Consider the following 23,089-nt stretch of genomic DNA (forward strand, 5'->3'; position numbering starts at 1 on the left):
GCTAGACACCTTTTATCCCATTCGCACAGCGGGCGGGAGTTCCCGCCCAAAAGGAGTTTGGAAACGATGAAGACGATGCTGTTATCCGTCCTGGCTATGGCGGCGCTGCCCGCCTTTGGCGCCGGCGGTGGTGAACCGCCCTCGGTCAAGGTCACCTTTGGCCAGCCGACCATCCGGCAAAAGCTGTTCTACGAAAAGCTCTACGAGAAGAAGCCCTATCCCGACGCCACCCTCTATTACTACGACAACGGCGTCTACAAGATCATCTCCCCGGGCGAGGAGCACTACGGCGTTTACGTGGTGCACGGCAAGCTGACCGATGACCAGTACCAGGTGGATTTCATCTCGCTGCCGTCCGCCGACTGGGGCGGCAAGACGGCCCGGCACTTCCTCAAGTTCGATCGCAAGGCCGGCACCTTCAAGCAGCAGGCGACCTGGGAGGAAGATCCGGACATCGCGCCGCAATACGGCCGCTTCAACCAGGACATCAACGACATCGCCGATCCGCGCCCCATCAAGTGGGACACCCACGCCGAAGGCGAGCAGCGTAAGCGCTAGGCCAGGGCCAGAGACGCTCCCTTCTGGTTGAAGGGGCGTCGGCTTTTCCTCTAGGCTGTGGTGATGCAGCCCTCCCGGACCTTTCCGTTGACCGTGGCCGACAGTGCCCCTTTCTGTGGGCGCGGTCGCCCTCTGGCGGTTGCCAGCCCGCCGCTCACGACCCCCGGGAAACCCGCTGCCCGTCCAGCGGTCTCTCGCTGCACGCCTTCTTCCCTCGCATACTTCGGAAACCCAAGCAGATGAGCCACAAAGCCGAGGCGGTTTTCGTACCGCTGAACATCGCCGTGCTGACGGTCAGTGACACCCGGACCTTCGACAACGACACCTCTGGTCAGCTGTTCGTCGACCGCTTGGAGTCCGCCGGCCATTTCCTCGCCGCCCGCGTGCTGCTCAAGGATGACCTCTACAAGATCCGCGCCCAGGTCGCCCAGTGGATCGCCGAAGACCAGGTGCAGGTGGTGCTCATCACGGGCGGCACCGGTTTCACCGGTCGCGACAGCACCCCGGAGGCCGTGGCCTGCCTGCTGGACAAGCAGGTGGATGGCTTCGGCGAGCTGTTCCGCCAGATCTCCGTGGCCGACATCGGCACCTCCACCGTGCAATCCCGCGCCCTGGCGGGTCTCGCCAACGGCACCCTGGTCTGCTGCCTGCCAGGCTCGACCAATGCCTGCCGCACCGCCTGGGACGGCATCCTCGCCGAGCAGCTGGACAATCGTCATCGCCCCTGCAACTTCGTGCCGCACCTCAAGCAGGCCGAACCCTGCGGGCCACGCGGATGAGCCTGCTGTCGCTGGAAGAAGCCCTGGCCCGTCTGCTGGCCATGGCGGCCGAAGACGGCCCCTTGCCCCAGGAGCGCGTGGCCCTGGGAGACGCTGACAGCCGCATCCTGGCAGCCCCGCTGATCGCCGATCTGGATCTGCCGCCGTGGGACAACAGCGCCATGGACGGCTATGCCCTGCGGCTGGATGACTGGCAGGGCGAGCCGCTACGGGTTTCCCAGCGCATCTTCGCCGGCCAGGCGCCCGCGCCCCTGGAGCCGGGAACCTGCGCACGGATCTTTACCGGCGCGCCGGTGCCCGCCGGTGCCGACTGCGTGGAAATGCAGGAAAACGCCGAGGTACTCGACGACGGTCGGGTGCGCTTCGTGGAGATGCTGCGGCCGGGCCGCAACATCCGCCGCCGCGGCAACGAGGTCCGGGTGGGTGACGAGGTGTTGTCGGCCGGTACCGTCCTGGGTCCGGTGGAACTGGGCGTCGCCGCCTCGCTGGGGCGTGCCCAGCTCGAAGTCCACCGACGGCTCAAGGTCGCGGTGCTGTCCACCGGCGACGAACTGGTCGCGCCTGGCCAGCCACTCGGGCCGGGGCAGATCTACAACAGCAATCGCGCCCTGCTGATCAGTTGGCTGCGCCGGCTGGGGTGCGAGGTGTCGGACCAGGGCATCCTGCCGGATGATTTCGCCGAGACCCGCAAGCGCCTGGGCTCGCTGCAGGCCGACCTGATCCTCTCCACCGGTGGCGTCTCCGTCGGCGAGGCCGATTATCTCGGCCAGGCCCTGCGCGAAGAGGGCGAACTGACCCTGTGGAAGCTGGCGCTCAAACCAGGTAAGCCACTGACCTGCGGACGCTTCCGGGGTATCCCGCTGATCGGGCTGCCGGGCAATCCAGCCTCGACGCTGGTGACCTTCGGTCTGCTGGCGCGGCCCTATCTGCTGCGCCGGGCCGGCAAGATCGACGTGGCGCCCTTGAGTGTCGAGGTGCCGGCTGGTTTCGACTGGCCACGGGCGGGTGCGCGTCGCGAATACCAACGCGCGCGGCTGGAGAATGGCCGGGCGGTACCTCACCGCAACCAGGGCTCCAACGTGCTGCAAACCGCGGCCTGGGCCCATGGCCTGGTAGAGCTCCGCGAGGACCGTACCTTCGCCGAGGGCGATCCGGTGCGCTTCATCCCGCTGGCCGAATTGCTCAAGGCGTAGCAAGCCGGAAGTCGCGACTGAACGTGGCCGTTGGGGCACAGTCCTAGTCTCCAGATTCGCTCGCCGGGCACTGCCCGGCACCTGACGCGGCATCTCGCCGCGCAGAGCCAACCTTGGACGACAGACATGACGACGACAGGCACCCTGGCTGACGCAGCCCTGGTCATTCTCAATGGCAAGGAAACCGGCAACGAGGAGGTCCGGGAGGCGATCCTCGAACGGCGCGCCGCCGGCCATCGCATCGATGTGCGAGTGACCTGGGAAGAAGACGACGCCGCGCGCTTCGTCGAGCAGGCGACCCGCGAGGGCTACGGCACCCTGGTGGCGGCGGGCGGTGACGGCACCCTGCGCGCGGTGGCCGAAGCCATGGCCCAGAACCACAGCCAGGCGCGCCTCGGTCTGCTGCCGCTGGGCACCGCCAATGATTTCGCCCGCGCCGCCGGCGTGCCGGTAGAGCCCGCGGCGGCCCTGGCGCTGCTCGATGGCCCGACCAGCGCCATCGACCTGGTGGCGGCCGATGGTCAGCTGTTCCTCAACATGGCCACCGGCGGCTTCGGCTCCCAGGTCACCGCCAACACCCCAGGTGAACTCAAGCGCCTGCTCGGCGGGGCGGCCTATCTGCTCACCGGCCTGACCCGCTTCGCCGAGGTGCATTCGGCTCACGGCCATTTCCGTGGGCCAGGGTTCGAGTGGGAAGGCGAGTTCCTCGCCCTTGGCATCGGCAACGGCCGCCAGGCGGGCGGTGGTCATGTGCTCTGTCCCACGGCCGTGGTCAACGATGGCCTGCTCGATATCGGCATCCTGCCGGCCTCCCAGGACGTGCTCGGCACCCTTGGCGAATTCCTCAGCAAGGGGTTCAGCACCGAGGAGATGTTCGTCCGTGCGCGCTTGCCGTGGGTGGAGCTGGAGGCCGCCGAAGGCCTGGACATGAACCTCGACGGCGAACCGGTTAAGCGCGACCGGGTGAGATTCGAGGTGCGTCCGGGTATCCTGCAGGTCTGTCTACCGGTGGATTCGCCCCTGCTGGGCGAGACTGCCGGCACGCTAGCCGAACCGGCAGCGACGTCCTAAGAAGGTGTTCACGAGCTCGCGAGCTAGAGACAAACAAGGCGAAAATGCCTGAGGAAGCGGAGTTTACGAATAGTAAATGAGCATTCCGACGGGGCTGGCCCTCCAGGGCATTTTCAACACAGTTTGGCCGACGCCCAGCAGATTGTGAGCAGCTTCCAAGCAGGTGGCTGCGGAGGTAACGTTGGAATTACTGATCAATGCGGGAATCGTGCTGGCGACCGTGGCGGGCATGGAAGCCTTCGCCTGGTGGTCGCACAAGTACATCATGCACGGCTGGGGGTGGGGCTGGCATGAATCCCACCATCGCCCACGCACGGGTTGGTTCGAGAAGAACGACCTCTACGCCATCGTCTTCGCCGGCCTCGCCATCCTGCTGATCGCCCTCGGCAATGCCGGTTACTGGCGCCTGCAGTGGATAGGCGCGGGCATGACGCTCTACGGCCTGCTGTACTTCATTGCCCACGATGGCCTGGTGCATCAGCGCTGGCCATTCCGCTACGTTCCGCGCAATGGCTACCTGAAGCGCCTCTATCAGGCGCATCGCATGCACCATGCGGTGGATGGTCGAGAGGGCTGCGTCTCCTTCGGCTTCCTGCTGGCGCCAACCACGCAAAAACTCAAGCAGCAGCTGCGCGAGATACACGGTGGCGCGCTGGATTCCTCGCGCGAACGCAAGGCGCGGGATCAGGCTGAAGAGGGCGTGGAGTAGGAGAGGGCTGCGCCTCCGAGGGAGGCGCAGTGGGGTATCAGGCGACGGCGGGGGTGTCGTAGGCGGCGAACAGCGAGTGCGCATACTGGCTGCGCTCGCTTTCGTTGCGCAGCAGATCGATGAATTCCTTGGCGGGCGGATTCAGGGTCCCAGCCTCGGCGGCGGTGACCACCTGAGCCTGTTCACCCGCGGCCAGGTCAGCGAAGCCCGCGCCGAGACGCTCGGTGCAGTAGGCATCCACCACGGTCAGGCCATCACGCAGCAGGTCGCGCAGATTGGCGCCCTGTTGCACCTGTGCCTGATCGTCGAAGGGATCGATGATGTTGGGTCTATCGCCATGGGCATAGGGCGTGAGCATGTGGCGGTCGATGAATTCGGGCAGGCGGGTATCGGCCTGTTCGCTGTCGGCCCGCAGATGCGCGCAGAGCGCGACCAGGGTGCGCCATTGGGTGGCGGTGAAGAATTCGGGCTTGTAACCGGACTGCGCGTTAGCGGAAAGGCCAAGGGCAAGTAGTGACGAGGAGGCAGCGAAGCGATCGTGTGAAACAGCCGTTTCCGTCTTGTGCATGTGCAAATCCCATACTCGTAGGCTGACTACCGGATGCAGCGCTCTGGCTCAGGCATCCATCCATCCGCGGCCCGCGAGGGGTCGCTTTAATCCGACCCGTTTATCGCATAAAAGTTTGCCGTTGGTCATCCCCGAGATGCACGCAAATGTGACCGCCGCTCTATGGCGGGCGTCAGCGGCGCGGGCGGGTCCAGAGCGCGGCCGGGCGCGCCTCGTTGCGCTGGTGCCGCGAGAGCATGGCGCGGGCGGCACCGCGGCAGACCAGACGCAGCTTGTCGGCGGTGCTGGTGCTGACGCGCTGATCCCAGGCGTGAGCGCCCAGTTGCAGCACCTGCACGCCGATCTCGCGATAGACGCCCCGCGCGGTGGCGATGGCCCAGGCCGAGCGCAGGGGCAGGGCGGCGATGCCCTGGCGCGCCGAGTCGTAGTAGGGCTCGGCCAGGCGCACCAGGCGCTCGGCCAGTTGCGCCACGGCATCGCGATGCCGGGGTTCGGCCAGTTCGGCGGTGGGGACGCCCAGCTCGTCGAGCCATAGGCGCGGCAGGTAGATGCGCCCGATACGGGCATCCTCGACGATGTCGCGGGCGATGTTGGTGAGCTGGAAGGCCATGCCCAGGTCGCAGGCGCGATCCAGAGTCTCCTCGTCTTCGGCGCCCATGATCCGCGCCATCATCACGCCCACCACGCCAGCGACGTGGTAGCAGTACTCCAGGGTGTCTTCCAGCTCCACATAGACGCGCTCCTCGACATCCATGCGAAAGCCGGCCAGGTGGTCCAGCGGCAGCGCCAGGGGAATGCCGTGGCGCTTGACCACCCGTTGGAAGGCAGCGAAAGCCGGATCTTGCAGCGACTCATCGCCGTAGGCGGCGCGGGTCAGGCGTTCCAGCTCGGCCAGGCGCTCCCGGCCACCCAGGCGCTCGCCCTCGACCTGGCCATGGCCCAGCTCCTGCCCATCGATGACATCGTCGCAATGGCGGCACCAGGCATACAGCAGCACCGCGCTCTCGCGGGTCTCTGGCGCGAACAGCTTGGCGGCGGCGGCAAAGCTCTTGGAGCCGACGGCAATGCTCTGTTCGGCGTGATCGACGACGTCATGGGTGGCAGTCATGGCTAACCGTGCTCCTCGAGGATGACGCTGGCGGTGGCCTTGGCTGAGCCCACCACGCCCGGAACGCCGGCACCGGGATGGGTCCCCGCGCCGACCAGATAGAGGTTGGGAATGACACTATCGCGATTGTGCGGCCGGAACCAGGCGCTCTGGGTGAGGATGGGCTCCAGGGAGAAGGCCGAGCCGTGGTAGGCGTTCAGCTCCTGGTGGAAATCGGCGGGGGTGAAGATGCGCGAGGTGACCAGGTGCTCACGCAGCCCCGGCATGTAGCGCTCTTCCAGGTAGGCGAGGATCTTGTCGCGCAGGCGCGGGCCTTCCACGCTCCAGTCGACGTCGGCATTGCCCAGGTGTGGTACCGGCGCCAGCACGTAGTGGGCACTCTGGCCGGGTGGCGCCAGCGAGGGGTCGGTGACGCAGGGCGAGTGCAGATAGAGCGAGAAGTCGTCCGGTACGCCGGGGCCCTTGAACAGCTCGTCGATGAGGCCGCGATAGCGCTGGCCGAAGCAGACCATGTGGTGTTCGAGGCCCACCGGCGGCCGGCTCAGGCCGAAGTGGATGACGAACAGCGACATGCTGTGTCTCTTGCGCTTGAGGCGGTTGCTCTCGACCACGCCATGGGTGTGGTGACCGAGCAGCTTGCGATAGGTATGCACCACGTCGGCGTTGGAGGCCACCAGGTCGGCCTCGATCTGGCTGCCATCGGCCAGGCAGACGCCGGTGGCGCGATTGCCTTCGGTGAGGATGCGTTCCACCGGTGCGTTCAGCCGTACTTCGCCGCCGAGATCGGTAAAGAGCTTCAGCAGACCCAGAACCAGTTGATGGGTACCGCCCTTGGCGAACCAGACGCCCCACTTGCGCTCCAGCGCGTGGATCAGCGCATAGATCGAGGAGGTGGCGAAGGGATTGCCGCCCACCAGCAGGGTATGGAACGACAGCGCCTGGCGCAGTTTTTCGCTCTTCACGAAACGCGACACCTGGGCGTAGACGCTGCGCCAGGCACTGAGCTGGAGCAGCTTGGGTCCGGCGGCGAGCATGTCACTCACCTTGAGGAAGGGCTTGGCGCCCAGGCGGATATAGCCTTCCTCGAATACCGCCTGGGAATAGGCGAGAAAGCGCTGGTAGCCGGCCACGTCGGCAGGTTCCAGGGCACGGATCTGTTCGTCCAGCCGGGCCTGGTCGTTGACGTAGTCGAAACGGGTGCCGTCTTCCCAGCATAGCTGGTAGAAGGGGCTGACCGGGAGGAGCTCCACATAGTCGCTCATCCGCCGACCACTGAGGGCGAACAGCTCTTCGAGCGCTGAGGGATCGGTGATGACGGTGGGGCCGGCATCGAAGGTGAAGCCCGCGTCCTCATAGACGTAGGCACGGCCACCAGGCTTGTCGCGACCTTCGATGAGGGTGGTGGCGATGCCGGCCGACTGCAGGCGGATCGCCAGGGCGATACCGCCAAAGCCGGCGCCGATGACGATGGCCCGCTTGGGCACGTTACCTTGGGTCATGGTGCTTCCTTGGACTGAGGGGGACGCGCCAGCGCAGCATCCAGTGCCGGTTTCAGCGGTACCGGCGGTTTGCCGGAAAGGATGCGCAGGCGATCGAAGGCGGTAAGGCGGCCGGCGTAGAACCGTTGGATCAGCGGTTCGCCGAGGCCGTAGAACCTTTGCATGACACGCACCCGGTGTTCGGGGCGGCCAGCGAGAAAGAGCATGCGGTTGAGCAGGCGGAAAAAGCCCTGGCCCTGCCAGCGGCCCCGGGCATAGTCCCGCAGGATATCGCGCAGCGTCGCACTGGAGGTGAAGGGCTGGGCCGCCAGGTGCTCCGCCAGGCGCACCGCTTCGGGCAGCGAATAGCCAGTGGTGGGATGGAACAGCCCCGCAGCCAGGCCAATCGGCGCTCCGGCGGTGACGTTGTTCCAATAGCGGTCGAGATCGCCGCCCAGGGTGATGGGCAGCACGCCCTGTTCCTCGCGCAGCACCTCGGCGATTTCCCAGTCCTGCTGGCGGGCGTAGTCGGCCAGGTGCTGGCGTAGACGTTCGACGGGGAGGCTTTCGCCGTCGGCGTAGTAGGTGTCTTCGATCAGCAGGCGATCCGGGGCCAGCGGCAGACTGTAGACGAAGCGATAGCCGTCCAGCTGATCGACGGTGGCGTCCATCACGATGGGTTCGGCGAGGCCATGGGGGTGGGTAAGACGCACCTCCTGGCCGAGAAATTTCTGATAGCCGAGCCAGAGCGCCGGATCGGGTCGCGGCCCCCGGGCGTCGATCACTGCGCCGGCGGCCAGGGTGTAGCCATCGGCGAAGACCACGCCGTCGTCCTGCAGCCGCAAGACCTCGCGGCCCAGCAACAGGCGCTCGGCCGGCAGCCGTGCGCTCAGCACCTCATGGAAGCGATCGGCGCTGATGCTGGCGTAGCCGCTACCGAGCTGCCGCTGCCGCTCGGGGAAGCGCACCTCGTAGCCCGGCCAGCGGTGGGCGACCAGGGGCGCGATCCAGGCATGCTGGGGCGCGGTGAGGTCTGGCTCGTGGAAGGACCAGGTGTGATTGCCACCCAGTCGCGGGCCGGCCTCCACCAGGCGCCAGTCCAGCTCCGGGCGGGTTTCGGCCAGGCGCAGGGCGAGCAGTCCCCCGGCCAGGCCACCCCCGACGATCAGCAGGTCAGGACGCATGATGCAGTCCTCCCCGGGCCAGGCCATCCACCAACCGTGCGGCGGCGGTGGCACCCCCGGCTGTCGTCGCGATGGGCACGAAACGTTCGGCCGCCCGGCGATAGCTGGGATCGGCCAGGACCGCGCCAAGGGCCTGGGCGAGGCGCGCCTTGCTGGCCAGCCGCGGCGCCAGGCAAAGGCCGGCGCCGACCCGTTCCAGGCGCCGGGCGATGCCCGGCTGATCGAAGACCATGGGCAGGGCCAGCATGGGTTTGCCGGCCGCCAGGGCGTCCAGCACGGTATTGAAACCGCCATGGGTAATGACGGCATCGGCGCGGGCAATGGCGGCTTCCTGGGGCGCGAAGTCGGTGACCCAGGTGGCGCCATCGTCGAGCAGGCGGCGCTCGGCGGTGCCATCCAGCCGCCCGCAGTGGGCGATCAGCACCTGAACGTCCAACTGGCGACAGGCCTGGGCGACGCGGCGGAACAGCGGTAGCCGTCCGCCCTGCAGCGTGCCGAAGGAGGCGAAGACGAAGGGTCGGCGCGGATCTATCTCCAGCGCCAGATGCTGTTTGCGAGCCGCCGGCGGACGCAGCGGGCCTACCTCGTGGAAGTGGGGCGGCGGCGCACGGCGGGGAAAGTCGAAGCCCGGCAGACACTGGCTCAGCTGCAGATAGGGCGAGAAGCAGTCATCCAGGGTACGCCGCTCGCCAAGACCGAAAGCCTGGGCCTGGCGCTGGATCACCTTGCCCTGGCCACGCATGATCAGGTCGAACACCTGGGTGGCGCCCTGGACGATCTGCCGCTCCCGCTCGCTGCCGGGATAGGCGAAGGGCAGGGTGGGCAACGGCAGGTGGGGTTCGCGATTCATCGGCACGGCGCACGCCAAGGAGGCATAGGGCAGGCCGAGATGCTCTCCGAGTAGGCCGCCGGCCGGCTCCATCTGATCGGCGATCAGGCAATCGACGCCCAGGTCACGCAGGGCGGTCGGGCCTTCGCGGCAGAACAGTTCGGTGTTGCGTGCCATGTCGGCGATCACTCCGAACACCGACCAGGGCTTGCTGCTGGCGGTACGGGCGAGCAAGGGGCCCAGGCTGCCACGCGGATGGCTGGTCGCGCCTATGGCCTGGAAGTCGATCCCGGCCGGAAGCGGCCGGTCGCCGACCTCCACCTGGTGCAACAGGGTGACCCGATGGCCAAGCGCGACCAGCGCCTCGCCCAGCACCAGATGGGTGGACAGATGGCTCGGCAGCGGCGGCGAGATCAGGGCGACATGCATGGCAGCGTCCGGTCGGGTGTCGGCCACTATGGGCACCGGGCCGAGGTGGCGTCCAGCAGCTCGGCCTGGCGCAACTGCGCCAGATTGGCCGAACCGGTGCAGAAGCAGGCGATGCGCAGCTGCTCGATCACCACCTGGAAATGCGCGATCACCGCCTCGGTCGACTCGGTAGCACCGGGGAGAGCGGCCGCCGCCTGACCCGCGAGGTCTGCGCCGAGGCGAATGGCCTTGGCCACGTCGATGCCGTCGCGGATACCGCCTGAGGCGATCACCGTTGCTTGCGGGCAGGCGGCGCGTACCTGACGCAGGCTTTCGGCGGTGGGGATGCCCCAGTCGGCGAAGGCTCGGGCGATGGCACGCTGCTGCGCGTCACGGGCACGCTCGGCTTCCACGACAGCCCAGCTGGTCCCGCCCGCGCCCGCTACGTCCAGCACGGCTACGCCCACGTCGATCAGCTGCCGAGCAACGCGACCGGAGAGTCCGGCGCCCACTTCCTTGACGACGACCGGTACGGCCAGATGTGTAACCAGGTTTTCCAGCGCGGCCAGAATGCCCCGCCAAGTGCGATCACCACCGGCCTGTACGGCTTCCTGCAGCGGATTGAGATGCACGATCAAGGCGTCTGCCTCGATCATCTCCACCGCCCGCCGCGCCTCGGTGAGGCCATAGCCGGCCACCAGCTGCGCGGCGCCAAAATTGGCCAGCAGCGGTACGTCCGGCGCCAGGCGGCGCAATTCACCGGTCAAACCCTGATCGCCCCCCTGCTGCAGGGCGATGCGCTGGGAGCCGACGGCCAGGGCGATACCCAGGGCCTGGGCCGCTTCGGCCAGATGCCGGTTGATCAGCGCCGCCCGCTCTGGACCGCCGGTCATGGAGCTGATGAGCAGGGGCGCTGCCAGCGGACGGTCGAACAGGCGCGTGCCCAGGTCGACGTCGTCGAGATTCAGTTCGGGCAGGGCGTCATGGGTGAAGCGAAAGGCCTCCAAGCCCGTGGTGACGGCGCTGCGGGCCTTGTGGGGATCCAGCACGATGTCCAGATGATCGTTCTTGCGGCTTGCCAGTTCCCAATCCACCATGTCTTCTAGAGTCCGCCCTGAATGACCTTTCGTCGGTCGTTGTGGTCTGGTAGGGGACGACGGGTTCGCTTTGCGAAGACCGAATCCACCGAGGTGCGACCGTTCGTCGGTTCCACATATGGAGTATCTCGACTCATGGCGACCGTATTAGTGCCGAACGCGACAGACAATTTTGCCGCTACGCTCCAAGGGCAGCGTACCCGTATCGACGAGCGTCTGGCAGTACTGTTACCGGCCGGTGACGATCCGGTCGCCGAGGCCATCCGCAGTGGCGTCATGGCGCCCGGCAAGCGGTTGCGTCCGCTGCTGATGGTGCTGGCGGCCGACGACCTGGGCCAGCCCGACGAGGCCGTGCTCGACTTGGGCTGTGCGGTGGAGATGGTCCACGCGGCTTCGCTGTTCCTCGACGACATGCCCTGCATGGACGATGCCCGGCTACGCCGTGGCCGGCCGACCCTGCATGTACAGTTTGGTGAAGACGTCGCCATGCTGGCGGCAGTGGCCCTGCTCAGCCACGCCCTGCGCCTGGTCGCCGGGCTGGCCGCGGTGCCGGCCGAGACCCGCACCCAGATGGTCTGCCAGTTGGCGGATGCTGTTGGCACGGCTGGTCTGGTCTGCGGCCAGTACCATGATCTGCATGGCGGACGGCAGGCTCGCCCGGCTGATGCCATCGCCCTCACCAACCAGCTCAAGACCGGCGCGCTGTTTTCCGCCGCCATGGGCATGGCCAGCGCGACCCTGGTCACGTCCGCGCAGCAGCGCGAGGCGTTTCAGGTCTTCGCCTGCCAGCTGGGTCTGGCCTTCCAGTTGCTCGACGACCTCGATGATGGCAAGGGCCTGGGTAAGGACGCTGACAAGGATGGTGACAAATCCACCCTGGTCAGCCTGCTGGGTCGCGATCATGCCCAGCGCCAGCTGCAGAGCCATCTCAGGCAGGCACGCGAAGCGCTCGCCCAGGCCGATTGCGCCGACGGCGCCCTGGCCGGGCTACTCGATATCGTCTTTCGTCCGCGTTAGGGCGAATTCTCCCGGATCTGGCCCTCTAAACCCTGGATAGCCTTTTTCCTGTGAGAGGAGCGTGAAGATGTCGAAGTGGAAGATTGCCTACAGCAACAGTGACGGCAACACCTCGGTGGTTTCCACCGAAGCCGATCAGAAGCCGGACATGGAACGCGTCGCCCAGATCGTGCGTGACGATGCCCTGGAGGAGTACGACGACAGTGAAGTACCGCGGGATTACGATGAACCCACGGTAGCCCTGCTGGAGCGCCATGGCATCACCATCACCGGGATCACTGAAGAAGGCTGATTCTCAAGGTATCTGGCTCTAGCGCAAGGGCCAGATACCGCCATCCCCCACCACGAAGATCCGCCGAGCTGGGTCGGGCGCCAGCAGGTGCCCGCCGGTGAAGTCACCAAAGGCCGGCAGGATCAGCACCTCATCATTTTCCAGACAGAAGCAGGGCAGACGCAGTGCCTGTCGCCCTCGGCCGTGCAGCCGAAACGCCGGATGGATGTGCCCGGCCAGCACCGGCAGGTGCGGATGGGGATCGGGTTCGTGCTGCAGCGACAGACCCTCCAGCTCCAACGGCTCACCCACCACCTCGATGCCCAGATTCGCCGGGGGATCCCCGGCGCGCCGGTCATGGTTGCCGCGGATCAGCAGCAGGCGCAGCTCGGCCTGGCGCTCGCGCCAGCGCGCCAGGGTGTCCAGGGTCAGGGGCGCGCGGGATTCCGGAGCATGCAGGAAGTCGCCCAGGAAGATGATCTCGCGACAGTCGTAGCGGGCCAGCAGGGCATCCAGCCGGGCGATGTTGCCCGCCGTGGTGCCATGGGGCACAGGCTGACCCAGCGCCCGAAAGGCGGCGGCCTTGCCGAAGTGGATGTCCGCTACCAGCAGCGCCTGGCGCGCTGGCCAATAGATCGCCTTTTCCGCGAGCAGCCAGAGTTCGACTCCGGCGAGGATGAGGGGGTGATAGGCAGGCATGACGTCTCCAGAAAAGCTCCCTGCTCTGATAGCGGTCATGTGCCAGGGTTCAGCGTGTCGCATGCTGGGCAGCACAGCCAGCCTGTAGCGATGGCGATCCGCCGATGCGACCACGCCTGCAGGTAAAGAGGGAGCTCGGGATCATCGCGGCCATTACCACTCAGGCTAGTTGTAGGAGCGGCCCATGGCCGCGATCCGTTCGCACGGTAGGGCCTATGACCGCCATTGAGCCAGGCCAGGTGCACCGCGGCGGGCAGCCCGGTAAACTGGCGGTTCACTAGAGTCCGGAGCGACCCATGTCGACATCCTTCGCCCAGATGCTGGAAAACATCACCCCCGATATCTACGACGGCCTGAAGCTGGCCGTGGAGATCGGCAAGTGGCCCGACGGCCGCAAACTCAGTCGTGACCAGGTCGAGCTCTGTCTGCAGGCAGTGATCGCCTACGAGGCCAAGCACCTGCCCGAAGACCAGCGGACCGGTTACATGGGCCCCCAGGAATGTGCCTCCAAGTCGGTGCCCATCGAGAACATCCTGTTCAAGTCCGACGCCATTCACTGATCGGCCACGCCCTACCCGACGAGGTGCCCTTCGCCAGAAGAGGCACCTCGCGTCTTTATCAGAGCCCGCCCAACGTCTGCTGCGCGTCGGCCAAACGGCGTTGAAAAGGCCTTCGGAATGCTCATTTACCATTCGTAAACTCCGCTTCCTCAGGCCTTTTCGCCTTGTTTGTCGCTAGCTCGCGAGACGTTGAGCGGGCTCTTAGAAACCGAGAAGCACCACCGTGATGACCGAACTGGGCCGTGGCGCCCTGCGCAAGATGGCCGTGACCCTGGCCGACCCCGTCAACTATGCCTTCCGCCTCGATGAGCGCGAGGTGCCGGTCAACCCGCTGATCGGCCGCCGCGTGCGCCTCGAATACCTGGGCGCCATCCATTGCACCCATTGCGGTCGCAAGACCCGCAAGAGCTTCAGCCAGGGCTATTGCTATCCCTGCTTCATTGCCCTGGCCCAGTGCGACAGCTGCATCGTCAGTCCGGAGAAGTGCCACTACGAGCACGGCACCTGCCGCCAGCCGGAGTGGGGCGAAGCCCACTGCATGGTGCCCCACGTGGTCTACCTGGCCAATTCCTCGGGCCTCAAGGTGGGCATCACCCGCGCCACCCAGCTGCCCACCCGCTGGATCGATCAGGGCGCCTACCAGGCGCTGCCGATCCTGAGGGTCGCCACCCGCCAGCAATCCGGCCTGGTGGAGGACGTGTTGCGTAGCCAGGTGGGCGACCGCACCAACTGGCGCGCCATGCTCAAGGGCGTCGCCGCGCCGGAAGACCTGGTGGCGGTACGCGAGCGCATCTTCGATGCCTGCGCCCAGGGCCTGGACGATCTTCAGGGCCGTTTCGGCCTGCAGGCGATCCAGCCGGTGGTCGACATGGCGCCCATCGAGATCCATTATCCGGTCACGGTCTATCCCACCAAGGTGGTCAGTCATGATCTGGAAAAGACGCCTGTGGTGGAAGGCACGCTGCTGGGCATCAAGGGTCAATACCTGATGTTCGACACCGGCGTGATCAACATTCGCAAGTACACGGCCTATCAGCTGGCCGTGTCCGTTTCCGAGTAAGGATGTAACCCCATGCGCACCGACCAGCCCCAGACCATCTACCTCAAGGACTACCAGGCGCCCGAGTACCTCATCGAGGAAACCCGCCTGCGCTTCGAGCTGCACGACGACCAGACCCTGGTGCACGCCGAGCTGCGCCTGCAGCGTAATCCGGCGCGTGGCGCCGGCTTGCCGCCGCTGGTGCTGCACGGCGAGGAGCTGGAATTGCTGGCGGTCGCGCTGGACGATCAGGCCCTGGCCGCAGGTGATTACCAGGTCGAGGCGGGCAGCCTGACCCTGCAGCCGCAGGGCGAGGCCTTCGTGCTCAAGACCTCGGTGCGCATCCATCCGGAAAGCAACACCGCCCTGGAAGGGCTATACGTCTCCGGCAAGATGTTCTGCACCCAGTGCGAGGCCGAGGGCTTCCGCAAGATCACCTACTACCTGGATCGTCCGGACGTGATGAGCGTCTTCACCACCACGGTGGAGGCCGACAAGGCCAAGTACCCGATCCTGCTCTCCAACGGCAACCCCGTGGCCAGCGGTGACACCGAGGGTGGTCGGCACTGGGCCACCTGGGAAGATCCCTTCCCCAAGCCGGCCTATCTGTTCGCCCTCGTGGCCGGTGACCTCTGGTGCGTGGAAGACAGCTACCGCACCGGCAGCGGCCGCGACGTGGCCCTGCGTATCTATGTCGAGCCGGAAAACATCGGCAAGCTGCAGCACGCCATGGACAGCCTGAAGAAATCCATGCGCTGGGACGAAGAGGCCTATGGCCGCGAATACGATCTGGACATCTTCATGATCGTGGCGGTGAACGACTTCAACATGGGCGCCATGGAAAACAAGGGGCTCAACATCTTCAACTCCAGCGCCGTGCTGGCCAGCCCGCGCACCGCCACCGACGCCGCTCACCAGCGCGTCGAGGCCATCGTCGCCCACGAGTACTTCCACAACTGGTCGGGCAACCGTGTGACCTGCCGCGACTGGTTCCAGCTGTCGCTCAAGGAAGGCTTCACCGTGTTCCGTGATGCCGGCTTCAGCTCCGACATGAATTCGCCGACGGTCAAGCGCATCGAGGACGTGGCCTTCCTGCGCACCAACCAGTTCGCCGAGGACGCCGGTCCCATGGCCCACCCGGTGCGTCCGGATCACTTCATCGAGATCTCCAACTTCTACACCCTGACGGTGTACGAGAAGGGCGCCGAGGTGGTGCGGATGTTGCACACCCTGCTGGGCCCCGAGGGCTTCCGCAAGGGCACCGATCTCTACTTCGAGCGTCACGATGGCCAGGCGGTGACCTGCGATGATTTCGTCAAGGCGCTGGAAGACGCCAATGGCGCCGACTTCAGCCAGTTCAAGCGCTGGTACAGCCAGTCCGGTACCCCGCGCCTGGCGGTCAGCGAGCAGTACGATGCGGCGGCCAAGACCTATCGCCTGACCTTCCGCCAGAGCTGCCCGCCCACCCCGGGCCAGCCGACCAAGGAGCCCTTCGTCATCCCGGTCCAGCTGGGCCTGCTGGATGGCCAGGGCCGCGAGCTGCCCCTGCGCCTGGAAGGCGAAGCCGCTGCCCAGGGCACCGACCGGGTGTTGTCGGTCACCCAGGCCGAGCAGACCTTCACCTTCGTCGACGTGCCCGAGCAGCCGCTGCCTTCGCTGTTGCGTGGCTTCTCCGCGCCGGTCAAGCTCAGCTTCCCCTACAGCCGCGAGCAGCTGACCTTCCTCATGCAGCATGACAGCGACGGCTTCAATCGCTGGGATGCTGGTCAGCAACTGGCGGTGCAGGTGCTGCAGGAGATGATCGCCGGCCAGCCGCTGGACACCCGTCTGGTGGAGGCCCTGCGCACCGTGGCGGCGGACGAGTCCCTCGATCCGGCCATGGTCGCCGAGATGCTGTCGCTGCCGTCCGAGGCCTACCTGGTGGAGCTGTCCGAACAGGCCGATCCGGGGGCCATCCATGGCGCTCGTCGCCAGGCCCGACGTGCCATCGCCGAGGCCCTGCGCGACGTGCTCTGGCAGCGCTACCGCAGCGCTCGTGAGGAATCGAGTGCCACGCCCTACCAGGCCAGCGCCGACCATATCGCGCGTCGCAGCCTGCAGAACGCCGCCCTGGGCTATCTGATGCTGCTGGAAGAGCCGGAAGCCCGCGATGCCGCCCTGGAGCAGTTCGAGCACGCCGACAACATGACCGAGCGCCTGGCCGCGCTGAGTGCCCTGGTCAATTCCGGCTTCGAGCAGGAGAAGGCGGAGGTGCTGGCGCGCTTCCACGAGGAGTTCAAGGCTGATCCGCTGGTCATGGACACCTGGCTCAGCGTCCAGGCTTCCAGTCCGCTGCCGGGCGGCCTGGCCCGCGTCCAGGCGCTAATGGAGAACCCGGTTTTCACCCTGAAGAACCCCAACAAGGTGCGGGCGCTGATCGGGGCCTTCGCCAACGCCAACCTGGTCAACTTCCACGCCGAGGATGGCAGCGGCTACCGCTTCCTGGCCGATCAGATCATCACCCTCAACCGGCTCAATCCGCAGATCGCCTCGCGCCTGCTCACGCCCCTGACCCGCTGGAAGAAGTACGGTCCCGCGCGTCAGGCCCTGATGCGCGCCGAACTGGAGCGCATCCTGGCCAGCGGCGAGCTGTCCAACGATGTCTATGAGGTGGTGAGCAAGAGCCTGGCGTAGATCGGTTCGGCAGCGCGCCCGCTCGGGCTGCGAAATCCATAGGGTGGGCTGAGCGACGCGACGCCCAACCTTGCCAGTCGCCCCCAAGCCCGACGCCCAGCCGTTGGGCTTTTTTTTGCCCGTCATCTTCCTTGCGGCTAGAGTCCAGAGATCGTCTGTCACCCGATCCGGCAAGCGGTCGTGTGCACCTCGTCCCCGCGCAGGCGCCGCCTGGCTGATAGAGATGTTTTCGGCTGACGGCTGTATTCAAATCAGCTGCAGGACGAGGTGTAGCCGCCGACAGGGCAGGCGATAGGTCTCGATGGGCCACCAGGCCCACCCACCGTCAGAGAGGGAAGCGGTAGATGAATCATGCACAGCTGATGGATTGGGGCTTCGTCCTCATAACCCTGTGCAACATCCTGCTGATTGCCCTGGTGGTGTTTCTCCTGTGGCAGCGCTACTTTGCTGGCGACGCCGCGACCAAGAGTGAGGCCGCCAGCGAGGAACAGCCGCCGCCTGTTCCCGTGGCGGTAGAAAACCTGCCTGCCGACACCCCGCCACCACAGCTGCCCACCAGCACCGCCCCGGTTGCGAACCGTAACGTCGACCTCTTCGACGAAGGTCCGGAAGAGGTCTACGACGCCAACTATCCCGAGTGGAAGAAGAGCGACGACCCCTATGTCGAGGAGTTGCTGTCGCACCGCGAAGCCCTGGAGCTCAAGGTGGACAACATGGTCATGAGGCTCACCCGCGCGCACAAGGTGGTGACCGGCCTGCGGGCGCAGAATCGCGAGCTGCGCGCCTCCGAGGCCCAGGCCCAGCGCCTGCAAGAGGAGCTGATCCGGACCCAGACCACCCTCGCCCAGATTCGCCAGGAGCGGGATGCCCTGATGGCCGAGGTAAAGCACAGCCGCAAGGCGGACGCGCCTCCACGCAATCCGACCGATGCGGGCGCGCCATCCGCACCCTGACCGGTGATTTCCCGGGCGGTGCTTCACCAGCCATCTTGCCGCTCAGCGCATCCGTCGCGCTGAGCGGCGGTCCTCATGGCTTGTCTCTACAGCGCCCTATCCACGGTACGTAACGCTTGCCGCAACGCCTCTATCCAGATCGATGTCCAGCTGACGCGCCGTCACGACCTGATCCCAATCTGGTAGAGGCGGTAAAGGCTCTCTACGTCATGAGCGCGAGACGTTGCAGGCGGTGATGCTGGTGTGCCAGCAGGCCCGCTCAGCGTAGCGGCACGCACCCTGGTCCTGGAGGGGTTGCTCTGTCTGGTCGAAGCGGATAATAAGGTTGAAACCCGCGAGCTAGAGATTCTAATGCTGTATCGCGCGATGTTGGAATTGCCATTTCCCGTCATTGGGGATCGCCTTTCCTGCGCCGATGCCGAGCTATCGCAGGAATCCCGCCGTTCGGCTGTTACTGGCCAAATGACATCGGGCGCGTGATTCAAGTCTGCAGCCGAGGCGTATGTCCAAGAAGGGATAGCCGGGTGCCCACAACTCAGGGATGAAGCATGAAGTTCCTCGTAGTAGACGACAGTCGAGCGGTCCAGACCATCATCAAGCGCATTCTGGTCAGTACGGGCTACAAGGATATCGAGTTGCGGGTCGCGTCCACCGGTAGTGAGGCCCTGACCCTGCTGAAGAACTGGACGCCGAATCTGGTGCTCACCGACTGGCACATGCCCGGCATGAGTGGCCTCGAATTGCTCCAGGCGATCCGCCAGCGGGTGGGGGCCGATATCCATGTGGGCTTTGTCACCACCGAGTCCTCGGCGCGCAACATCCAGGAGGCCTACCGCAATGGCGCGGCCTTCGTCGTCACCAAGCCCTTTACCCAGGACACCTTGCAGCAGGCGGTGCTCACGGTGCTACAGGATGGCGCCAGTGCCGAACAGGCTATCGGATCCTCCGGTCGCGAGAGCCTGCCGATGCCGACCCGCTTCAAGCCCGATCCACAAAGTATTCGCCAATTGCTCGGCCGGTCGTCCATCGTTTGCCAGATCGAGCCCATGGCCCCGATTCCGGTCGACCGCCTGGCCTTGCCCTATGTGATCGGCATCTATGGCCATCCGCAGAGCAAGGCGCTGGAAGCGGTGTGTCTGCTGGATCTCAATGCGGCCTGTATTCTCGGCGGGTCCCTCGCGGGCCTTGCTCCCGCCGCCATCCATGCCGCCATCGCCAGCGGGACCCTGAGTCGGGAGATCTACGAGAACGCTACCGCCTTTCTGGCGGACCTCAACGGCATGATCTCCGCCGGCAAGGGTGGCGCACCGCTGGTGCTCAGTACCAGCCACCTGGTGCAGAAGCCTTTCGAGAAGCTCTACAGCCTATGGCGCCAAAACAACGGTCGAGCCGATTTCAGCCTGTCCTTTCCCGAACTCGGCGACGGTTTCATCGCCTTCCTGCTGAGCTAGGGAATGGACGACTCGCGCTTCGTCGAATGGGGTTTCCTGCTGGTCACCCTGTCCAACGTATTGCTCATCGCCCTGGTCATGACGCTGCTCTGGCAACGGCTCTTTCCACCCCCCGTAGCGGTGGCCGAGGACGATGAGGCCGCCGAGCCCGGCGAGTCCCTGGCACTCGGTAGCCAGGCCGAGACCGCGGCCAGCCTGATTGACGATGCGCGGCAAGCGGATGTCGAACCCCTGGGCCAGGCCATGAGCGACAGCCTGGACCTGGTGGGCCGCCTCGACGGGGTCGAGGGCGATGACTACCCGGACTGGAAGAAGACCAACCAGCCCTATATCGACGACCTGCTGTCCCACCGCGAGAATCTGGAGTTCAGGCTGGACGATCTCAAGTCCAAGCTGGATCGAGCACACAAGCTGATCAGCAACCTGCACGTGCAGAATCGCGAAATGCGCGGTGCGGAGGCGAAGTTGCAGCGCCTGAGTCTCGACCACGATCGGGTCCAGGGAGCCCTGCTGGAAATGCGCCGCGAGCGCGATCAGCTCAAGACGAAGGTGCAGCGGCTCGGCGAAGAGCTGCTGCGCCAGCGGCAGCAGCTGGCCCCGGCCGCTGCGCCGGAGGGGGATGGACGATTGCAGGAGGAGCTGGAAACCCTGCGTGAAAGCCTCGAAGAAGAACGCGCGAAGTTGTCGCGGACCTTGGTGGAGAAGGAGTTCATCGAGCAGGTATTCATCGACACCGATGCGGTCACCGACAACTACCAGGCCCTGCAACGCGAGCATGCCGCACTGCAGGAGCAGTTACGCGCGTTACAGGCCAGGCTAGCCGTCAGTCAGTCCTGATAGAGGGCATCGCGGATGGCGTCGGGGAAGGGCCCGCTCATGCCGGCGATCGCCGTATTGGTCAGGATCACCACGCTCAATTCGCGCGCCGGGTCGATGAACCAGGCGTTGCCGTAGACGCCACCCCACTGCAGGGTGCCAGGCGCCTGCGGCGTCTTCGCCAGCCGGGCATCGCGCAGCACTGCCGCGCCCAGGCTGAACCCCCAGCCAGGGGCGTCTTCGCGTTGCAGCCCTGGGATCTGGTCTTCCATGAACAGCCGTTGACTGGCTGGTTGCAGCAGCTTGCCCTGGCGGAGCGCCTCCAGGAAGGCCAGATAGTCGCCTGCGCTTCCTTGCATGCCGCCACCGCCCGAGGCGAAGGCGTTCGCCGAAAGGGCTCGCGCGGGGGAATAGAGGATGCCGCCCTTGGGCAGGGGCAGCAGATAGGGCTCGCTCATGGGTTCAGGGCGCGGATAGCCGTCGCGATAGGCGGTCGCCAGGCGCGCGGGGTCGGTGACGTGGAAGGTCAGATCCTGCAGCGCGAGCGGTGCCGATACCTCGCGCTGGACCACGGCGGGCAGCGGCAGCCCTGTCGCGGCGGCGATCACACCACCCATCACGTCCAGGCCAAGGGAGTAGCGCCAGTGGCTGCCGGGGGCGAAGTCCAGCGGCACGCCCGCCAGGCGCCTTAGATTCTCTTCCAGGGTCAGGGTAGCGCCATCGAGGCCGTCGGATACTCCGGCCTGGTGATAGGGACCATCCCGCTCTTCGCCAAAGCCGTAGTGCAGTCCGGAGGTATGGCTGAGCAGCTGCGCCAGGGTGGGCACGGCCGGCGTGCCGTCGGCCAGGCGCGTGGTGAAGTAGGGCAGGTAGCGACTGACGGGAGCCTGCAGGTCCAGCTGCCCCTGGTCCGCCAGGCGGAGTGCCGTGACGGCCACCACCGGCTTGGTGAGGGAGGCGAAGCGGAACAGCTGGTCTTGCTGCATGGCGCGGCCGGCCTCACGGTCGGCGAAGCCGGCCGCGCGGTGATACACCACCTGTCCCTGGCGAGCGACCATGACCACGGTGCCGACGATGCGTTGCTGGGCGATGGCGCGCTCCAGGATCGGATCCAGGCGGGCGGCGAGCGCGGCGTCCTCGGCCTGGGCGAGGGGAACGCTAAGGCCGAGACCGAGGGCGCTGGCGAGCAGTAGGGAAGACATCTGGTTTAAGCTCCTGACGAATGCCGGCTGCTGGACCGGCCAAAGAAGGAATCCTCGCATGATTCGCGACATTTTGAAGATGGGTGATCCCCGACTGCTACGGGTGGCGCCGCCGGTGGCTGCCGCGCGCCTCGGCTCGGCCGAGCTGCACGGGCTGATCCAGGACATGTTCGACACCATGACCGCCGCCGGGGGCGTTGGTCTGGCCGCGCCGCAGATCGGGGAGGACCTGCAGCTCATGGTCTTCGGCTTCGAACGCAACGCCCGCTACCCCGATGCCCCGCCCGTGCCGCTGCAGGTCTTGATCAATCCGCATATCGAGGTGCTCGATGCCAGCGAAGAGCTGGGCTGGGAGGGGTGCCTGTCGATTCCGGGTCTGCGCGGCGAGGTGCCGCGGCCGCGGCGAATTCGCTATCGCGGCGTGGACGGTGACGGCCGCCCGGTGGAGCGGGAGGCGGAGGGCTTCCATGCGCGGGTGGTGCTGCATGAGTACGACCATCTGATCGGTCGCCTCTACCCCTCGCGCATCCAGGATTTCGCCCGCTTCGGCTTCACCGAGGTGCTCTTTCCCGAGCTGACGCCGGCTGCCCAGCGCTAGGCGCTCAGGCGTCCAGCTGCGCCCGCACGGCCGCCGCAAGCTGGGCGAAGGGCACTGCCCCGTCCAGCGCCTGGGCTTCTTCGATAGGGGCTCGTGCGGATCTGAGCAGCAGGGTCGGCACGGCGGTGATGCCCAGGGCTTCGGCGCGATCCTCGGCGTGCAGCACCACATCGGTATGCTCGCCACGGGCGAGGCTGGCCTTGAGTGCCTCGCTGTCGAGCCCGTTGCGGCGTGCCAGATCGAGCAGGACCTCCAGGTCACCGATATCGCGACCCTCTTCGAAGAAGGCCTGGAAGACCGCGAGGTGGAAGGCGTCAAAGCGGTCGTGGTCGCGCGCGAACTCCGCCGCTTCCAAGGCCAGGCGGCTGCGCGGTTGTACCGGCGGCAGGCGCAGCACCATGCCGTACTCGGCGGCCATGGGGTAGACCGCGCGATCCCAGGTCCGGCGCAGGTAGTCGCCCGTGGGGTCGAGGGTAGGGGTGGGATCGGGGCGTAGTTCGAAGGCATGCCATTCGATGGCAAGGCTGTCGCCGAATTCCTCCTGCAGGCGCGCCAGCTGGGGCAGTTCCAGATAGCAGAAGGGGCAGACGTAGTCGCTCCAGACATCCAGACGAACGCTCGGGGTGGCGGTCATGGCAGTGCTCCGGAAGGGCATGGTGTCCGTCGGACCGCGAGCAGGCGCGGATGTTCGGCGATGATGGATTTTCCGAACCAGACAGGCAGGCGCCGAGCACCGTCCTGTCGGTTGTTCTTCATATCTGGAAACCGAATTCCCGCCGCTCAATTGCGTGAAGTGGGTGGCGCTCCGCGATCCAGAGGCTTGCCTTG

23 protein-coding genes are annotated in these 23,089 nt (G+C 66.2%); 14 read left to right on the forward strand and 9 right to left on the reverse strand.

All coding sequences use genetic code 11. From position 1 onward, the window contains the following. The first annotated feature begins 66 nt into the window (after positions 1-66). From ACWPW1_RS08870 to ACWPW1_RS08890, 5 genes are all read left to right on the forward strand, one after another. Positions 67-558, forward strand: a complete 492-nt coding sequence (locus ACWPW1_RS08870) for a hypothetical protein (RefSeq protein WP_454252811.1) — start codon at positions 67-69, stop codon at positions 556-558. Positions 559-797: 239 nt separating this feature from the next. Beyond that, entirely contained in the window at positions 798-1,337 is a 540-nt protein-coding gene (gene moaB / locus ACWPW1_RS08875; RefSeq protein WP_059314381.1) for a molybdenum cofactor biosynthesis protein B, read from the forward strand. Beyond that, positions 1,334-2,530: a molybdopterin molybdotransferase MoeA gene (locus ACWPW1_RS08880; protein WP_454252812.1), complete on the forward strand. Its 1,197-nt coding sequence runs from the start codon at positions 1,334-1,336 to the stop codon at positions 2,528-2,530. The genes moaB and ACWPW1_RS08880 overlap by 4 nt, the downstream gene beginning before the upstream one ends. 126 nt (positions 2,531-2,656) lie before the next feature. Further along, complete coding sequence (gene yegS, locus ACWPW1_RS08885; RefSeq protein WP_059314383.1) at positions 2,657-3,601, forward strand: lipid kinase YegS; 945 nt, start codon at positions 2,657-2,659, stop codon at positions 3,599-3,601. Positions 3,602-3,782: 181 nt separating this feature from the next. After that, the gene (locus ACWPW1_RS08890; protein ID WP_082696304.1) at positions 3,783-4,310 is read left to right on the forward strand and encodes a sterol desaturase family protein; all 528 of its coding nucleotides are present in this window, start codon (positions 3,783-3,785) and stop codon (positions 4,308-4,310) included. Between the two features lie 37 nt (positions 4,311-4,347). Here ACWPW1_RS08890 and ACWPW1_RS08895 read toward each other — a convergent pair whose 3' ends face one another. From ACWPW1_RS08895 to fni, 6 genes are all read right to left on the reverse strand, one after another. Further along, positions 4,348-4,878 carry a gluconate 2-dehydrogenase subunit 3 family protein gene (locus ACWPW1_RS08895; RefSeq protein ID WP_271654449.1) on the reverse strand — a complete coding sequence of 177 codons (531 nt, stop codon included), beginning with the start codon at positions 4,876-4,878 and terminating at the stop codon, positions 4,348-4,350. Between the two features lie 172 nt (positions 4,879-5,050). Further along, positions 5,051-5,986, reverse strand: a complete 936-nt coding sequence (locus ACWPW1_RS08900) for a phytoene/squalene synthase family protein (RefSeq protein WP_454252813.1) — start codon at positions 5,984-5,986, stop codon at positions 5,051-5,053. Positions 5,987-5,988: 2 nt separating this feature from the next. Beyond that, entirely contained in the window at positions 5,989-7,485 is a 1,497-nt protein-coding gene (locus ACWPW1_RS08905) for a phytoene desaturase (protein WP_454252814.1), read from the reverse strand. Next, entirely contained in the window at positions 7,482-8,648 is a 1,167-nt protein-coding gene (gene crtY, locus ACWPW1_RS08910; protein WP_454252815.1) for a lycopene beta-cyclase CrtY, read from the reverse strand. Before crtY ends, ACWPW1_RS08905 begins: the two co-directional genes overlap by 4 nt. Then, positions 8,638-9,906 (reverse strand): nucleotide disphospho-sugar-binding domain-containing protein, encoded by a 1,269-nt coding sequence (locus tag ACWPW1_RS08915; RefSeq protein WP_454252816.1) that lies wholly within the window; start codon positions 9,904-9,906, stop codon positions 8,638-8,640. The genes crtY and ACWPW1_RS08915 overlap by 11 nt, the downstream gene beginning before the upstream one ends. Positions 9,907-9,932: 26 nt before the next feature. Further along, positions 9,933-10,982 carry a type 2 isopentenyl-diphosphate Delta-isomerase gene (gene fni / locus ACWPW1_RS08920; protein ID WP_454252817.1) on the reverse strand — a complete coding sequence of 350 codons (1,050 nt, stop codon included), beginning with the start codon at positions 10,980-10,982 and terminating at the stop codon, positions 9,933-9,935. A 135-nt stretch (positions 10,983-11,117) separates the two neighbouring features. On the opposite strand from fni, the gene ACWPW1_RS08925 reads away from it, so the two are divergent. Further along, positions 11,118-11,999, forward strand: coding sequence for a polyprenyl synthetase family protein (locus tag ACWPW1_RS08925; RefSeq protein WP_059314388.1), 882 nt, complete (start codon positions 11,118-11,120; stop codon positions 11,997-11,999). 67 nt (positions 12,000-12,066) lie between these two features. After that, the gene (locus ACWPW1_RS08930; protein WP_454252818.1) at positions 12,067-12,291 is read left to right on the forward strand and encodes a hypothetical protein; all 225 of its coding nucleotides are present in this window, start codon (positions 12,067-12,069) and stop codon (positions 12,289-12,291) included. An 18-nt stretch (positions 12,292-12,309) separates the two neighbouring features. Here the strand turns inward: ACWPW1_RS08930 and pdeM are convergent, their stop codons facing one another. After that, the gene (gene pdeM, locus ACWPW1_RS08935) at positions 12,310-12,969 is read right to left on the reverse strand and encodes a ligase-associated DNA damage response endonuclease PdeM (RefSeq protein ID WP_160923015.1); all 660 of its coding nucleotides are present in this window, start codon (positions 12,967-12,969) and stop codon (positions 12,310-12,312) included. A 296-nt stretch (positions 12,970-13,265) separates the two neighbouring features. Between pdeM and ACWPW1_RS08940 the strand changes: the two genes are divergently transcribed. The 6 genes from ACWPW1_RS08940 (at position 13,266) to ACWPW1_RS08965 (ending at position 20,482) form a co-directional block, all read left to right on the forward strand. Next, positions 13,266-13,529, forward strand: coding sequence for a YeaC family protein (locus ACWPW1_RS08940; protein WP_059314391.1), 264 nt, complete (start codon positions 13,266-13,268; stop codon positions 13,527-13,529). A gap of 226 nt (positions 13,530-13,755) precedes the next feature. Then, positions 13,756-14,589: a DUF2797 domain-containing protein gene (locus tag ACWPW1_RS08945; protein ID WP_184291842.1), complete on the forward strand. Its 834-nt coding sequence runs from the start codon at positions 13,756-13,758 to the stop codon at positions 14,587-14,589. A 12-nt stretch (positions 14,590-14,601) separates the two neighbouring features. Continuing rightward, positions 14,602-17,241, forward strand: coding sequence for an aminopeptidase N (gene pepN, locus ACWPW1_RS08950; protein ID WP_454252819.1), 2,640 nt, complete (start codon positions 14,602-14,604; stop codon positions 17,239-17,241). 344 nt (positions 17,242-17,585) lie between these two features. Beyond that, positions 17,586-18,194, forward strand: a complete 609-nt coding sequence (locus tag ACWPW1_RS08955; RefSeq protein ID WP_454252820.1) for a hypothetical protein — start codon at positions 17,586-17,588, stop codon at positions 18,192-18,194. A 548-nt stretch (positions 18,195-18,742) separates the two neighbouring features. Then, complete coding sequence (locus tag ACWPW1_RS08960; RefSeq protein WP_454252821.1) at positions 18,743-19,645, forward strand: response regulator; 903 nt, start codon at positions 18,743-18,745, stop codon at positions 19,643-19,645. Positions 19,646-19,648: 3 nt separating this feature from the next. Continuing rightward, the gene (locus tag ACWPW1_RS08965) at positions 19,649-20,482 is read left to right on the forward strand and encodes a hypothetical protein (protein WP_454252822.1); all 834 of its coding nucleotides are present in this window, start codon (positions 19,649-19,651) and stop codon (positions 20,480-20,482) included. Here ACWPW1_RS08965 and ACWPW1_RS08970 read toward each other — a convergent pair. Next, positions 20,473-21,663, reverse strand: a complete 1,191-nt coding sequence (locus ACWPW1_RS08970; RefSeq protein WP_454252823.1) for a serine hydrolase domain-containing protein — start codon at positions 21,661-21,663, stop codon at positions 20,473-20,475. The genes ACWPW1_RS08965 and ACWPW1_RS08970 overlap by 10 nt on opposite strands. Positions 21,664-21,721: 58 nt before the next feature. Here ACWPW1_RS08970 and def point away from each other — a divergent pair, with 58 nt between their 5' ends. Next, positions 21,722-22,261, forward strand: a complete 540-nt coding sequence (gene def, locus ACWPW1_RS08975) for a peptide deformylase (RefSeq protein ID WP_434776291.1) — start codon at positions 21,722-21,724, stop codon at positions 22,259-22,261. A gap of 4 nt (positions 22,262-22,265) precedes the next feature. Here the strand turns inward: def and ACWPW1_RS08980 are convergent, their stop codons facing one another. Further along, entirely contained in the window at positions 22,266-22,895 is a 630-nt protein-coding gene (locus ACWPW1_RS08980) for a DsbA family oxidoreductase (protein ID WP_454252824.1), read from the reverse strand. Between the last annotated feature and the right edge of the window lie 194 nt (positions 22,896-23,089).

Source organism: Pseudomonas sp. Marseille-Q7302 (genome assembly GCF_965111925.1).